The following is a 15,197-nucleotide window of genomic DNA, read 5'->3' as shown; positions in this document are numbered from 1 at the left end:
AACTATGAAAAAAGAAGTACAGGTACACTCTTTATTTTCAGATTTCGATATATCATTATTCAGAGCAGGAAAGCATTATAGACTCTATGAAAAATTTGGCGCTCATATCATGGAAGTCAATGGTGAAAAAGGTGTTTATTTTGCCGTTTGGGCACCTACGGCCAAATCTGTTTCTGTCATTGGAGATTTTAATTTCTGGCTCGAGGGAGAGCATCCATTAAATGTCCGCTGGGATGAAAGCGGTATTTGGGAAGGTTTTATCCCAGGTGTAGAAAAAGGAGCGAAATATAAATACAAGATACATTCTAATAACAGCGATATGAAGCTGGAAAAAGCAGATCCTTACGCTTTAAAATGTGAGCATCCGCCAAATACCGCATCTATCGTTTGGGACCTGGATTATAAATGGAAAGACAAAAAATATCTTTCTACCAGGAAAGATAAGAATTCACTGGACAGCCCATATTCTGTATATGAAGTTCATTTAGGATCCTGGAGAAAGAATATGCATGAGCACCGGTCTTTAACTTATAGCGAAATGGCAGACGAGCTGGTTTCGTATGTTAAAGAACTTGGTTTTACTCACGTAGAATTTATGCCAATTATGGAATATCCATATGATCCTTCATGGGGCTATCAGCTTACCGGATATTTTGCTCCTACCTCCAGATTTGGAACACCTCAGGAATTCATGGAATTAATGGACGCTTTTCATAAGGCTGGAATTGGAGTGATCCTGGATTGGGTGCCTTCACATTTCCCGGAAGATAAACATGGTCTCGGCTTTTTTGATGGTTCTCACTTATATGAGCACCCAGACCCTCGCAAAGGATATCATCCAGACTGGAAAAGTCTCATCTTTAACTACGGAAGAAATGAAGTTCGCTCCTTCCTTATAAGTAATGCCGTTTTCTGGTTGGATAAATATCATGTAGATGGCCTTAGAGTAGATGCTGTTGCCTCAATGTTATATTTAGACTATTCCAGAGAAGATGGCGAATGGGAGCCTAATGAACACGGAGGTCGTGAAAACCTTGATGCCATTAGTTTTGTAAGAGATCTTAATACTGAGGTTTATAAAAGTTTTGAAGGGGTGCAAACCATTGCTGAAGAGTCCACATCTTTTCCTATGGTATCCAGACCTGTAGACCTTGGAGGACTTGGTTTCGGGATGAAATGGATGATGGGCTGGATGCACGATACTCTTGAATATTTTAAAAAAGACCCTATTTACCGGCAATATCATCATAATGATATTAGCTTTAGTATGACCTATACTTTTACTGAAAATTTTGCTCTTCCCTTAAGTCACGATGAAGTTGTCTACGGAAAGAAATCTTTATTGGGAAGAATGCCGGGAGATGAATGGCAGAGATTCGCCAATTTAAGGTTGTTATATTCCTATATGTTCACTCATCCGGGTGCGAAATTACTCTTCATGGGAGCCGAAATCGGGCAATATGAAGAATGGAACTACAATACGAGTCTGGACTGGCATCTCTTGGAATACGAACCTCATCAGGGAATCAAAAAATTACTTACAGATCTCAACAAACTTTATAAAAGCAAACCGGCTCTATATGAAAAGCAATTTTCAGCGGAAGGATTTGAATGGATCGCGTATGATGACAGTCAAAATTCGGTCTTGAGCTATTTGAGAAAGGGAAATGATGCAAAAGATACTTTGGTAATCGTGTGTAATTTCACTCCTACCATACTAAAAGATTACAGGATCGGATTGCCATCTAAAGGAAAGCTCAAAGAAGTTTTCAATTCAGACGATAAGAAATACTGGGGCTCCGGCTTAAAGAACAAATCCATAAAAACTGAAGAAATTTCCGCCCACGGAAAAGATCATTCTACAGAAATTTCCATTCCGCCATTAGGCACTGTTGTTTTTGAAATTTTATGAACAACTAAATAAAAATTCAGTAGAATAAGCTTCTTTTGTATTTTTCAATAAAGATTGTAAGGCTATGATTACCAATACAGAACTAGAACATAAAGGGAATTTGTATCCCACCGCATTGTTATCTTACGAATACGACCAGGACACCATTGATTTTATTACTAAAAATGGGGTTCGCCTCCATATTAGGGTGCTACGTGATAACATGCTTAGATTAAGATATTCCACTACCGGAATTTTTGAAGATGACTTTTCTTATGCCGTAGATGAAAATCACCCTCACGGTTTTAATCAGCTTAAAGTTGAAGAAACCGAAACTCATATTGTGATCACTACAGAAAAATTCATTTGTAAAGTTGCCCGAGATGACATTCGTGTTGGAATGTATGACCTGAACGGAAAACCTATCCTTGAGGATGAACTTGGTTTCCACTGGGAAGAGAGTTTTGAATTTGGAGGCAATTTTGTAAAAATGAGCAAGTCTTCGAGGGACCAGGAGAACTTCTTCGGTCTAGGAGATAAACCCACCAACTTTAACCTTAAGGGAAAAAGACTAAGCCTGTGGAATACAGATCAATATGCTTATGGAAAGGATACTACCGAGCTTTACAAGGCGGTGCCTTTCTACATGGGCTTGCACAGCAATGTGTCTTATGGGATCTTCTTCGATAATACTTTTAAAACACATTTCGACTTTTGTGCTGAAAGAAGACATGTTACCAGTTTCTGGGCAGATGGTGGCGAAATGAATTATTATTTCATTTACGGACCACAAATGAATGATGTTCTTACTACCTACACAGATCTTACCGGTAAACCAGAGTTACCGCCTATGTGGGCACTTGGATTTCATCAATGTAAATGGAGTTATTATCCTGAAAGTAAAGTAAAAGAGATCACCTCAAAATTCAGGGAATTGAATTTTCCTTGTGATGCGATCTATTTGGATATCGATTATATGGACGGTTTCAGATGTTTCACCTGGAACAAAGAATATTTTCCAGACCCAAAAAGAATGGTGGCAGAGCTGGAAGAAGATGGCTTTAAAACAGTAGCCATTATAGATCCTGGAATCAAAATAGACCTTAGCTATGATATTTTCAAGGAAGCCCTGGAGAAAAATTATTTCTGCCGAAGAGCTGACGGTCCCTATATGCGCGGAAAAGTATGGCCGGGAGAATGTTATTTCCCAGACTTTACCAATCCCGAAGTAAGAGAATGGTGGAGTGGTTTATATCGTGAATTAATTGGCGATATAGGCGTAAAAGGTGTCTGGAATGATATGAACGAGCCGGCAGTAATGGAAGTACCAGGAAAAACTTTCCCTCTTGATGTACGCCATGATTACGACGGGCATAGATGTAGTCACCGTAAAGCTCACAATATCTACGGAATGCAAATGGCGCGGGCTACTTATGAAGGAGTTAAGAAATACAATTTCCCAAAAAGACCATTCATCATTACCCGTGCAAATTATTCTGGAGGACAGCGATATACTTCTACATGGACGGGAGATAATGTGGCTACCTGGGAACACCTTTGGCTTGCAAACGTGCAGATACAGAGATTATGTATGAGCGGAATGAGTTTCTCAGGATCTGATATTGGCGGTTTTGCAGAACAACCCTCGGGAGAACTTTATGCTAGATGGCTACAGTTGGGAATCTTCCATCCATTTTGCCGTGTACACTCTTCAGGTGATCACGGGGAACAGGAACCATGGTTCTTTGGGGAAGAAGTTCTGGACATTGCCAGGAAATTTGTGGAATTGAGGTACCAATTATTACCATACCTCTATACAGCATTCCATAATTATGTTCAGGAAGGTATGCCAATATTGAAACCTCTGGTTTATTTTGACCAGGAAGATGTACAGACACATTACAGATCTGATGAATTTATATTCGGAAATCAGATCCTGGTTTGCCCAGTGCAGGAACCAAATGTACAGGGACGACGAATGTATATCCCTAGAGGAAAATGGTATAACTTCTGGAACGATAAACTCATTGTTGGTGGAAAAGAAATGTGGGTGGACGCTCCTTTGGATATCATCCCTATTTATATAAAGGAAGGTGCCGTTATTCCAAAATATCCGGTTCAGCAATATGTAGATCAGATTAAAATGGAACAAATGACGCTGGACCTATATTATAAACTCGGAAAGGAAAATTCAGAGTTTTATGAAGATGCTCATGATGGATATGAATATCGTCAGAATGTATATAGCCTGCGTACTTTTAAGATGACCGGGAAGGAAGATGAGATCATTTTACAGCAACATAAGAGTGGAAAATATTCAGCTCCTTATACCAGCTTTAAATTGAAATTACACGGTCTTCCTTTTAAGATCAAGAAAGTATTCTATGAAAATGAAGAAGTACCACTGGAGAACCTTCATTTTAATGCCGAAGAAAATTCTATGATCATAGACAAAGAATTTAGTGAACTCCACCTGGTAGGATAATCCAGGTCTCATTCTTAATATAATTAGCCTGTCTGGAAATGATCCAGACAGGCTAATTTTTGTCAGGGCAATTGGTATTAAGATCCTTTCTCTACAGATTCACTTATGCTATGTCCATAGAATTTTTTCAGTGAACTATCGAAAATTTTCGGGCTGGAGAAACCAGATTTATAGGCTATTTCCATCACATTCATATCTGTGTGCTCCATAAGGTCCCTCGCGTAATTCAGTCTTGTGAATTCCATAAAATCTTGCGGTGAAAGATCCACCAGGCTTTTAAGTTTCATAAACAAAGTATTACTGGTAATCCCCTGGGCAGCGCTTAGATCGTGCACCGTAAAATTCTCGTTATTGATATTCTGAATAATAACATCATTCAGGCCGTGAATGAATTTCTTATCACTCTCTGTTCTGAATTCAGGCTGGGAATGTTCCTTATAAGACTTCACGTAAGAATTCCTGAGGTCCCGTTGCCAGATAAGTATTTTCGAGATCTTTTCCAGCAGATCAATAATATCCACAGGCTTTCTAATAACTTCGGTCATTTCATCTAACTGCAAATCATTAATTTGCTGATCTTCATCTGCTACCAGGAAGATATTAATATGGTTAAGACCGATATTCCTTTTTATCATCTTTGAAAGCTGAAAAGCATTCATTTCGGGCAAAATGGTTGCAGCAATAATTATATCTGGAAATATCATTCCTGCTTTCTCCAGCCCTTCTTCAGCACTGGTCGCCTGATAGATCTGGCAATATTCACCAATTCCTCTTACCAGGAGTTCCCTATTCCTGGTTTCGCTTTCAATGATTAGGATCTTGCTTTCGCCTAGATGAGTAAGACCAGAAGGAATTTCGAACTTTTCCCTGGGCTTCGATGTTTCAGCCTTTAAAATAGCAGCCGCTCTTTCCGGCACTTTACGATAATCTTCTTTTCTGTTCTTCAGTACGACCGTAAAGGTAGAACCTTCATTTTTTTCGGTTTCATAGCTAAAGCTTCCACCTGCTTTATTAATGAGATCCTTTGCTTTAAGAATATACCGTAATCCGCCTTTATCCCTAAATCCTGGGGATGATCCTAAAGGCTTTTTCTTTTCCAGGATCCTAAGATCGCTTTCAGGAATTCCCCTTCCATTATCGGTTATCTGTAACTTTAGATCTCCAATACTTGTTCCTATAAGATTGATGATAATTTTACCGTTCTTTAGAGAATAACCGGCGCTGCCAGAGATAAGACTAAGCATGATTTTATCGAGCATTTCCATGTTATAATAAAAACCTTCCTCTCCCCATTGATCGTTAATGATCACTTCAAGGTCCTTTAGATTATATACCGGCTCAATTTCTTTTATCAAATTGGGTAGATGGGTCTTTAAATGGATCTTCGAAATTTCGTAAACCGAACCCTGATAATTGAAGTTCAGGATCTGATTGAAAAGATCATCAAACCTGGCGGCATATCGCTGCAGGTCTTCATTGCTTCCCTGTTCAGCTTCGGAAGAAATCTTACTAAGAGATTTTACCGCGCTTTCCACAGGCTTCTTAAACTCTTTTTGGAGCTGATCGCGCAATTCTGCCCTCGCCGCCAGTTCAGCATTCTTTGACCTTTTAATAAAAACCACCACAAAGATCACTACCATTGCCAGCACGCTAATCCCCATGAAAAGGTAAACGCTACTGATAGTCCCTCCTACTGCGGCTACCTGGATATTCAAAGTTTCAGGTTTTGTCCAGGCAGAACCATCCAGTTTCGCCTTTACCTTGAAGGTATAAGTCCCGGGTGCAAGATTAGAATAATTGGCATAGGTTATAGATGAGGGTTTACTCCAGTCATTTTCAAGGCCCTCCAGCTTCCAGGAATATTGAATATCTCCAGGAGCAAGATGGGAATATCCCGCGAAACTGATCCTGAAACCGGTGTTTTCATCAAGTTCTACTTCATTGGCTTTAGCCAGGTCTATATTCGATTTTCCGGAGTCTTTATTTTTTGGAAGAAAGAGTGACCTAATCTGAAGGCGAGGCTTGAGATCCTGCTGAGCAAGCATGGTTTTAGGCTTGAAGATGTTCACTCCTCTGGTACTTCCCAATACCAATGAACCATCGTCAAGTCTGGTAAAATCAGTAGTAAGTTCGGAGGTTGACAAACCGTTTAATTCGGAATAAACCTTAATAATATCATTCCCTGGTTCATAATAAACCATCCCTTCGTCTGAGGAAATCCAGTATCCCATATCTTCATTTATAGCTATTCCACCGATATTATTGGATGGAAGACCACTAGCTTCATTTATGATTTCAACTTCTTCAGTTTTAAAATCATAAGATATTAGTCCGGATCCTTTTGTGGCAAAGAGCCCAATACCTTTCTGGGTGATCTTCAAATCGTTCATTGCATAATACATCATCCCTTGACTAGCAGAAAGTTTTTCAATATCGGTTAACCTTCCCGTATTAGGATCTAAAGAGTGTACGCCAGAACCGGTAGCAAGAATTATCTTCCTTGGTCCAAGTTCTGCGATGGCCTGGACATTATTTACCGGATAATTCTTTATCTGGTTATTTGGTGCGATCCTGGAGATATAGCCCTCCTCCCCTCCAACCCAGATATTATTTCCGGAATCAACGAAAAGTGCATTAGCCGAGCTCACTTTTATCTTATAAAGCGCCTCCTCGGAATAATGCGCCCTTAAAAGGGTATGAATATTAATTTTATAAACACCGTCATTAGCCGTAGAAACCCACATATGCTCATCCACAGCTGCCAGGTTTGTGATCTCATCGGGTTCATTCAAATGTTTTTTATAATTCAGATTTTGAATATGCTGCCAGCGATCTGTTCTGGTGTCCCAAATACTTAAACCTTTGGCAGTTCCAAACCAAACTTTAGCATTTGAATCCCTTTCTACAGCAGTCACGTAATTATCTCCAAGACTTGAATATCTATTTGGATCGTTTTTAAGTTTTTCCACGACCATACCTGAATAATTACTCAAAAACAGACCTTCTTTAGCAACTATCCATAATAGATTTTGTTCATTCAGAAAGACTTCGTAAACATTTTCCGGATAAATTGATCCATCCTCAAGCAATTTCAGCTCCTTATCCAACCTTATGATTCCAGTACCTTTGGTTGCAATAAGAACCTCATCATCAAAACTTGTAATATCTGTGATCTCATTCTGTGAAATAGAATAAGGTATCGAGTAAACCTTTTGAATGTTCTTTAGATCAGCATCGATCTTGTATAGACCCTTGTTGGTCGTACCAATCAGCAGAATATTCTCCAGAGCCAGCAGGCTGCTTATCTGAAGATCCTTATGATACCTAAGATCTATTTTATTGAATTTTCCAGAGCGCCTGTCAATGGTCAGGATTCCGTTTGGTCCGGCAAATACGATCTTGTTATCGAATAAGGCGATATCGTTTGCCAGCGTATTTTCAGAAAGGAATCTGGAAAGTCCGAAATCATTTTTATTTGAATCGATGTTCAGCTTAAAAACACCGTTTTCTGCAGCGATCCATAACTGCTTTCCTGGGTCTTCTTTCATGGAGTATACCCTCCCGGTGATATCACTTACAAACTCAAAATGATTTTTGTCTGGTTGAAAAATTGCGATCCCACGGTTTCCGTAAAGCCAGGTTTTATTCTCAGAATCGGTATAGGTAGCTATGTATTCATTGCCGATCTCCCGAGGTACTCTCCGGAACTTGTTGTAATCTTCAACCTCCACAGAATTATATCTCGTGATCTTCATCGGAGTGGTAATCCAGAGATTATTCCCTAAATCCTGTTGAATTTGTACCACTTCTGCTTTTGAAAAAGGCTCAATAGCCTTAACCCTTTGAACTAAATTTGTATTCTGCCCGATAAGCTTACCGGTAATCCCTAAAATGATCATAAAGGAAAACAGAGTCCTGAATATAATATACCCCAAATCTCAAATTTTAAACAGTGAAAACATTGATAATTTAGGAAATAAGAGTTTTATAAACCTCTGCCATTTAGAATTTTAGAGCATATTTATTAAAATGATATTAACAAATTAAAGAAGGAATTTTCAGACAAAAACTGATAAGAATAATAAAAAAAGGCTAACCAAAATATACAAACGCATATCAAGTTAGCCTCCGTGTAATCGTTTTACCGATTAACAACATATAAATTTACGAAGTAAAATTTTTAGATCCAATGCGTTTTTAAAACCTGACGAAAAATACAGGAAAACCCCCATAAAATTTAATCCTTCTTATTCCGGTCACTATTTACCATCCTATGAACTATTAACATTAAACCCAGACAAACCAAGCCAAATACAATGATTATTACTGTTCCGAGAGTCCAGTTGACCAGTGGAATGATGAGTTGTGGAGACATTTTTTTATGATTTAGAAGTTAGTATTGGAGTATGACATTCAAACTGAGAAGAAACATTCTCGGTTTGTTGTTTTGGAGACAGATATGGGATATCCAGACCCATTCCTCTTAAAATAAACATGATTGCAATAATTCCTACAAAAACAGGAATTGCTTTGCGTATATATCTGCGAGTTTTCAGAGAAATAAAATTTCCTATCCAGATGGCGCTAGTCATTAAGGGGATAGTTCCCAGACCAAAAAGCATCATATACAAGCTACCTTCGAAGGCATTTCCCGAAGCTATTGCTCCGAACACCGCCATGTATACGAGACCACAGGGAAGAAAGCCGTTTAAGAACCCCACGGTAAAGAACGTATCGGGACGTTTTTTTCTAAGTTCCCGGCCCAGGCTATTCTTTAATTTGCCGATCATTCTTAAACCTGAGCTGGAAAAATTAAAGTAATTCTTAGAGTTTGGGATCAGGACCAGTATTAGCATGATCACTCCGGTGATGATTGAAAGTTGCTGTTGGAGTCCGAAAAGAGATAAACCCTTTCCTACGATTCCGAAAGCCAAACCAATGATCGAATAAGAGAAGATCCTACCTGAATGATACAAAAGGATCTGCAAGAGTCTTTTACCTTTATGATCCCTGTCCAGCGGTAATAAAAAAGCTATAGGCCCGCACATCCCTATGCAATGGAAACTTCCCAACAATCCGAATATGAGTGCCGATAGTAACATCTAGTGGTTGATCTCTTTTTTGAAAAGGAATTCCTTTCCTTCTTGTTTCCAGTTCACACTTACGTTCCATCTGCCTCCTACCAGTTTTTCTGAAGGAACAGCAAACGTTTTAGATTCAATCTCTGAAAATGGTATACTAAAGTCCAGTAGTTTGTTGGAAGGCCTGTAAAAATTCACCTGTCCCTCCAAGGCTTCCAGGTCTAATTCTTCCGGAAAATGAATAAGGATCCCGGAATTTTTATTTTCAAGAGTGATCTTTTCATCCATTCCCAGGGCATTACGCTCTGCGTCAATATCCTGCTGGTATTGTAATTCTGCCTTATAATAATCTTCCACTACCAAGTCATGATCAAATTCTTTACTGCTTATCATCGTAACCACGAAATACATGATAAAGGAAATGAAAGCGACCATCCCGATTACCAAACCTGTTCCCCAATTGATCTTCATAATTTCTATTTTTTAGTTCTATTTATCTTTTCAATTTTCAATACCCTTTGCTTATATCTAATTATAACTTCTGGGTCCTAGAAAAGTAGTTCCGGTTGTTTCTATTAGACGGTCACCGCTATATACCGCGATCTTCACTTTATCTTTATCATCATTTAAAACCGACTTGTTTATCTCTATAAAAAGTGTTCCTTCAGCAAGTCCGTTTGCTGGCACATTGATATGTTCTTTTACAGTATTAATCGTTCCATTATGAGATATCAGCCTGAATTGAACATCTTCGTAACCTATAGAGGTCTTATTGATAAGTTTATAGGTATATACATTACTTATCATGTTGTTCTCCTTGTGTTCATAAAGCTGTCCGGGCAATCTCAAAATATTAGCTTCGATATCACTTCTTAGAAAAAGCATACCCGTAAGCACCGATACCAGGATAAAAAGTACCGAGGCGTAACCTTTAAGCCTTGGTGTGAACCTGAATTTTGCTTTCTTCTCAATATTCTCCTCACTGGCATATCTTATTAGACCTCGCGGAAGGTCTACCGCATCCATCATATTATTGCAAGCATCTATACAGGCGGTGCAATTCACACATTCCAGCTGGGTCCCATTCCTTATGTCAATCCCGGTAGGACAAACCTGCACGCACTGGAAACAGTCAATACAATCTCCCTTGCCCGTATCTTCGCGATCCTCATTTTTCCTGAATTTAGCTCTACCTTTTTCTTTCTCTCCCCGTTTATGATCATAGGCTACAACTATAGACTTTGTATCCAGCAGAACTCCCTGTAACCTTCCGTAAGGACAGGCGATAATACACACCTGCTCCCTGAACCAGGCAAAAACGAAATAGAAAACACCGGTAAAGATCAAAAGTGAAATGAGGGTACTTAAGTGCGCCAGCGGACCATCCTGTATATATAGCAACAACCTGTCGCTACCTATTAGATAAGCCAGGAATACGTTAGCGATAAGGAAGGAAATCACAAAGAATACGAACCATTTAAGTCCCTTTTTCCTGATTTTTTCGCCATTCCAGGGCTGTTTATCCAGCCTTATCTGTTTCCCCCGGTCACCTTCTATCCAGTATTCGATTCTGCGGAAAACCATTTCCATAAAAATGGTTTGAGGGCATATCCAGCCGCAGAATATCCGACCAAAAGCAACCGTGAATAGAACCACAAAAACTACCCCTATCAACATCATTAATACGAACAGGTAAAAATCCTGTGGCCAGAAGATCTTCCCGAAGATATGGAACCTGCGTTCCAGCACATTGAACATTAAGAACTGGTTCCCGTTGATCTTAATAAAAGGAGCTGAAAAAAGTATCGCCAGCAGGATATAGCTTACCCATTTGCGATATTTATATAATATCCCATCAGGTTTTTTAGGATACACCCAGGAACGTTTACCTTCTGAAGTAACTGTTCCTATACTATCCCTGAATCTTTCGTTCTCCTGCTTTTCCAAAATCGAATCTTTTCGTATTAAACTCTATTCATTATTTTGCCACGGGCATTCGCAGTACTGAAATAAATCTTCAATTATTCTCAACTATTCCAGGATATTTTCTGATTTATAGTCCATTTCGATCTCTACCGAGCTGGTATCTGTCATTTCTACCTCCACCTCATCTACCCGGGCATCAGGATCTACCCAAAGTTCTCCCTGGGGTTCCTTAGGATCGGCTGGAGTAGTTCCATGCAGGCTAAGCACATAACTGGCCACCTGGGCGATCTCTTCAGGATTAAGATCTGTTTTCCAGGCCACCATCCCTTTGCCGGCACGGCCACCTTCAGAAATTGTATTGAAGACATTTTTAATTCCTCCACCAAGGATCCAGTAAGAGTCAGTTAGGTTAGGTCCAATACCTCCACCCCCATCTATTTTATGGCAGGCAGCACAGTTTCCAGAGAAAAGTGCTTTACCTGAATTAATATCAGCTTCTCCGGTAAGTAATTCGACGGTATTAGCATCTATAAGACCTTTTGCGTTCTTTTTGTATTCTTCTACTGCCGCTCTCGCTTCAGCTACTTCCATTAGATATTCTTCCTTTTGGGTAGATCCATCAAAAATGTGATACCTGGCAAGGTAGATTCCGGCGAAAATGATCGTTGCATAGAAACCGTAAAGCCACCACGGCGGGAGATTATTATCAAGCTCTTTGATCCCGTCATAATTATGATCCAGGATGATCTCTTCCTCTCTTTCTATAGGTTTTTTGTCAAGTAACTTATCATAGGTCTCTTTGAACCAGGAAAAACTCTTTTTCCTTTTTAAGGCAATTGCTTTATCATACTCTGCCCTGGCCTCCGGCTTTAAAGACATATACAATGTTCTTTCAAGGGCCGCTACAGAAACCTCGATCGCAATTCCAATTAAAAGGATCACTCCCAAAATGAGCCATATTATAGGATAGGCTTCAAAAATATTTTGATCGCCTGTTTCCAGAGTTGCGTTAGCAAGGATAATAGCAAGAGCAAGAATTCCTGTGATTCTTAATGCTGAAAATAGTTTTTTCATCTGTTTATATTTTGTTGTTAGGTCAGATGTAATTCGCCAAAATTTATTTCGATGAAATCCGAAATTAGGTCATGGCTTACTTTATGATCTGCTATCGTTTAGTATAGAATCCATTTCAATATTATCATCAAGTTCCAGGGGGAGATCACTCACTTTTTTTATGTATTCTTTTTTGGCAGTGAACACCCAGAAAAAAAGAGCTGCGAAAAAAATGAAAAATATCAATAAGGAAATGATAGGATAGATCTCCACCCCTTCTATACTTTCTAATGGACCTTTTACGAATTTCAACATGGTCTCAGGTTTTAGTTAGTTGATACTTGTTTTAAATCTTCGGCCTTGATATCTGTTCCCAGTCGCTGCAGATAAGCGATAAGAGCTACAATCTCACGATCTCGCATTTCTGTAAATTCCAGTCCGTTCTCTTCAGCATACTTTTTATCTGCCTCATAACTGGAAACAAAATCCGGATCGGCATATAGATTCTGCTCTATCTGAGTTCCCTGCTGCGTCATTAATTCCTGAGCTTTTTCTATTTCCTCATCGCTATAAGGCACTCCCAGGGTCTGCATTGCCCTCATTTTATCTTCTGTGTCAGATTTATCAAGTTCATTTTGAACTATCCAGGGATAGGATGGCATTATTGAACCTGAAGAAGTGCTCTGCGGATCATACATATGGTTCAAATGCCAGTTATCTGAATATTTCTGCCCCACACGATGCAGGTCGGGACCGGTTCTTTTACTTCCCCAAAGGAATGGGAAATCATACCTGTATTCTCCGGCTTTGGAATATTCGCCATAGCGCTCCACTTCACTTCTAAAAGGCCTTACCATTTGTGAATGACAGGATACACAACCTTCCCTGATGTAGATATCCCTTCCTTCCAGTTCCAGCGGGGTATATGGTTTTACACTAGAAATAACAGGAACATATTCGTCTACCATTAAAGATGGTATGATCTGTACCATTCCTCCAATTAAAATTGCGATCGTAGCGAAAATGGTAAGTTTTACCGGTCTTCTTTCCAACCAGCTATGGTATGCTTCACCAGCTGTTCTTTTAGTGGTCACCGGTTGCAAGGCAGCAGCTTCAGCTAATTCGTCTTCGACGCTGCTACCCTGGCGAGCGGTTCTTACAATGTTATAAAGCATTACAAATGCACCAAGAATATAAAGGCTACCACCTATGGCACGCATCCAGTACATTGGGATGATCTCTGATACTGTTTCCAGAAAGTTCCCGTAGGTAAGAGTTCCGTCAGGATTGAATTGTTTCCACATAGAGGCCTGCACAAATCCAGCGACATACATAGGCAACGCATAGATGATGATCCCCAGTGTTCCCATCCAGAAATGGGTGTTGGCTAATTTTACAGACCATAATTTGGTCTTGAACAACCTTGGTACCAGCCAGTAGACCATACCAAAGGTCATAAAACCATTCCAGGCAAGAGCTCCTACGTGAACGTGCGCAATGATCCAGTCACTAAAGTGCGCAATGGCATTCACATTTTTAAGCGAAAGCATAGGGCCTTCAAAAGTTGCCATTCCATAACCAGTAATAGCAACTACCATAAATTTAAGAACTGGGTCTACCCTTACTTTATCCCAGGCTCCACGCAGTGTTAGCAGCCCGTTGATCATTCCTCCCCAAGATGGGAACAGCAGCATTACAGAAAAGGCAACCCCAAGGTTTTGCGCCCAGTCTGGCAAAGAGGTATATAATAAGTGGTGTGGCCCTGCCCAGATATATATAAAAATGAGCGACCAGAAGTGTATTATAGAAAGCCTGTATGAGTAAACAGGTCTGTTGGCAGCTTTCGGTACAAAATAGTACATAAGACCTAAGAACGGCGTGGTTAAGAAGAATGCTACCGCATTATGCCCATACCACCATTGTACCAGAGCATCCTGAACCCCCGAGTAGAATGAATAACTCTTTAATGCAGATACAGGAATTTCAATATTATTTACAATATGAAGTACAGCAACGGTTACGAATGTGGCCAGGTAAAACCAGATAGCCACGTAGAGATGTCGCTGTCTTCTCTTGATCATGGTCCCGATAAGGTTCGCTCCAAACGCTACCCAGATGATAGCAATAGCAATATCGAAAGGCCATTCTAATTCCGCATACTCTTTTGAGGAGGTGAATCCAAGCGGCAAGGTAATGGCAGCACCCACTATGATAAGTTGCCAGCCCCAGAAATTGATATTACTCAAGGCATCGCTCCACATTCGTGCCTTTAATAGCCGTTGAGTGGAATAATATACCCCGGCAAAAATTGCGTTACCTACGAAAGCGAAGATAACGGCGTTGGTGTGCAAAGGGCGAAGTCGGCCAAAACTTAACCATGAAATACCTTCGGTCACACCAGGGAATATAAACATAAAAGCGAGCAGTAGTCCCACGCTCATACCAATAATGCCCCAGAACATGGTGGCAATGATAAATTTCTTTACGATCTTATTATCGTAATAAAATTGCTGTACTTCCATAATTATTCAGATTTCACTTTATTGAGAGGTTGTTTGTTTTCGGAATCTGGTTTTACCAATTCATCATCGAAGAGCATTCTTACCGAAGGGGTATAAACATCATCATACTGCCCCTTTTTTACGGAAACAATAAAGGCTATAAAGAAAATGATAGCGACTATCACACTTATGGCCAGTAACAGGTAAATAATGCTCATTTTGCTCGATTATGGGTGTAAAAGTATCTTGAGGGTCGCATG

The 15,197-nt window shown here is 39.7% G+C and carries 10 protein-coding genes; 2 read left to right on the top strand and 8 right to left on the bottom strand.

Annotated features, from left to right (window positions below; all coding sequences use genetic code 11):
* The first annotated feature begins 4 nt into the window (after positions 1-4).
* Together glgB and G3I01_RS06975 are read left to right on the top strand one after the other, a co-directional pair.
* Entirely contained in the window at positions 5-1,912 is a 1,908-nt protein-coding gene (glgB, locus tag G3I01_RS06980) for a 1,4-alpha-glucan branching protein GlgB (RefSeq protein WP_219552265.1), read from the top strand.
* A gap of 64 nt (positions 1,913-1,976) precedes the next feature.
* Positions 1,977-4,376, top strand: a complete 2,400-nt coding sequence (locus tag G3I01_RS06975; protein WP_219552263.1) for a glycoside hydrolase family 31 protein — start codon at positions 1,977-1,979, stop codon at positions 4,374-4,376.
* A 77-nt stretch (positions 4,377-4,453) separates the two neighbouring features.
* Here the strand turns inward: G3I01_RS06975 and G3I01_RS06970 are convergent, their stop codons facing one another.
* The 8 genes from G3I01_RS06970 to ccoS all read right to left on the bottom strand — a co-directional run bounded on the left by G3I01_RS06970 (position 4,454) and on the right by ccoS (position 15,155).
* The gene (locus G3I01_RS06970; protein ID WP_219552262.1) at positions 4,454-8,311 is read right to left on the bottom strand and encodes a triple tyrosine motif-containing protein; all 3,858 of its coding nucleotides are present in this window, start codon (positions 8,309-8,311) and stop codon (positions 4,454-4,456) included.
* Between the two features lie 444 nt (positions 8,312-8,755).
* The gene (locus tag G3I01_RS06965; protein WP_219552261.1) at positions 8,756-9,478 is read right to left on the bottom strand and encodes a sulfite exporter TauE/SafE family protein; all 723 of its coding nucleotides are present in this window, start codon (positions 9,476-9,478) and stop codon (positions 8,756-8,758) included.
* A complete protein-coding gene (locus G3I01_RS06960; protein WP_219552260.1) occupies positions 9,479-9,928 on the bottom strand; it encodes a FixH family protein in 450 nt (149 codons plus the stop codon).
* A gap of 57 nt (positions 9,929-9,985) precedes the next feature.
* Positions 9,986-11,404, bottom strand: a complete 1,419-nt coding sequence (gene ccoG, locus G3I01_RS06955) for a cytochrome c oxidase accessory protein CcoG (protein WP_219552258.1) — start codon at positions 11,402-11,404, stop codon at positions 9,986-9,988.
* 84 nt (positions 11,405-11,488) lie between these two features.
* Positions 11,489-12,457 carry a cbb3-type cytochrome c oxidase N-terminal domain-containing protein gene (locus tag G3I01_RS06950; protein WP_219552257.1) on the bottom strand — a complete coding sequence of 323 codons (969 nt, stop codon included), beginning with the start codon at positions 12,455-12,457 and terminating at the stop codon, positions 11,489-11,491.
* Positions 12,458-12,538: 81 nt separating this feature from the next.
* A complete protein-coding gene (locus G3I01_RS06945; protein WP_219552256.1) occupies positions 12,539-12,751 on the bottom strand; it encodes a CcoQ/FixQ family Cbb3-type cytochrome c oxidase assembly chaperone in 213 nt (70 codons plus the stop codon).
* An 11-nt stretch (positions 12,752-12,762) separates the two neighbouring features.
* Positions 12,763-14,958 carry a cytochrome-c oxidase, cbb3-type subunit I gene (gene ccoN, locus G3I01_RS06940; RefSeq protein WP_219552255.1) on the bottom strand — a complete coding sequence of 732 codons (2,196 nt, stop codon included), beginning with the start codon at positions 14,956-14,958 and terminating at the stop codon, positions 12,763-12,765.
* A gap of 2 nt (positions 14,959-14,960) precedes the next feature.
* The gene (gene ccoS, locus G3I01_RS06935) at positions 14,961-15,155 is read right to left on the bottom strand and encodes a cbb3-type cytochrome oxidase assembly protein CcoS (protein WP_219552254.1); all 195 of its coding nucleotides are present in this window, start codon (positions 15,153-15,155) and stop codon (positions 14,961-14,963) included.
* Positions 15,156-15,197: the final 42 nt, after the last annotated feature.

Source organism: Gramella sp. MT6, assembly GCF_019357415.1.
GTDB lineage: Bacteria > Bacteroidota > Bacteroidia > Flavobacteriales > Flavobacteriaceae > Christiangramia.
The sequence above is the reverse complement of the archived record's forward strand: the minus strand, read 5'-3'. Positions and strand labels throughout refer to the sequence as shown.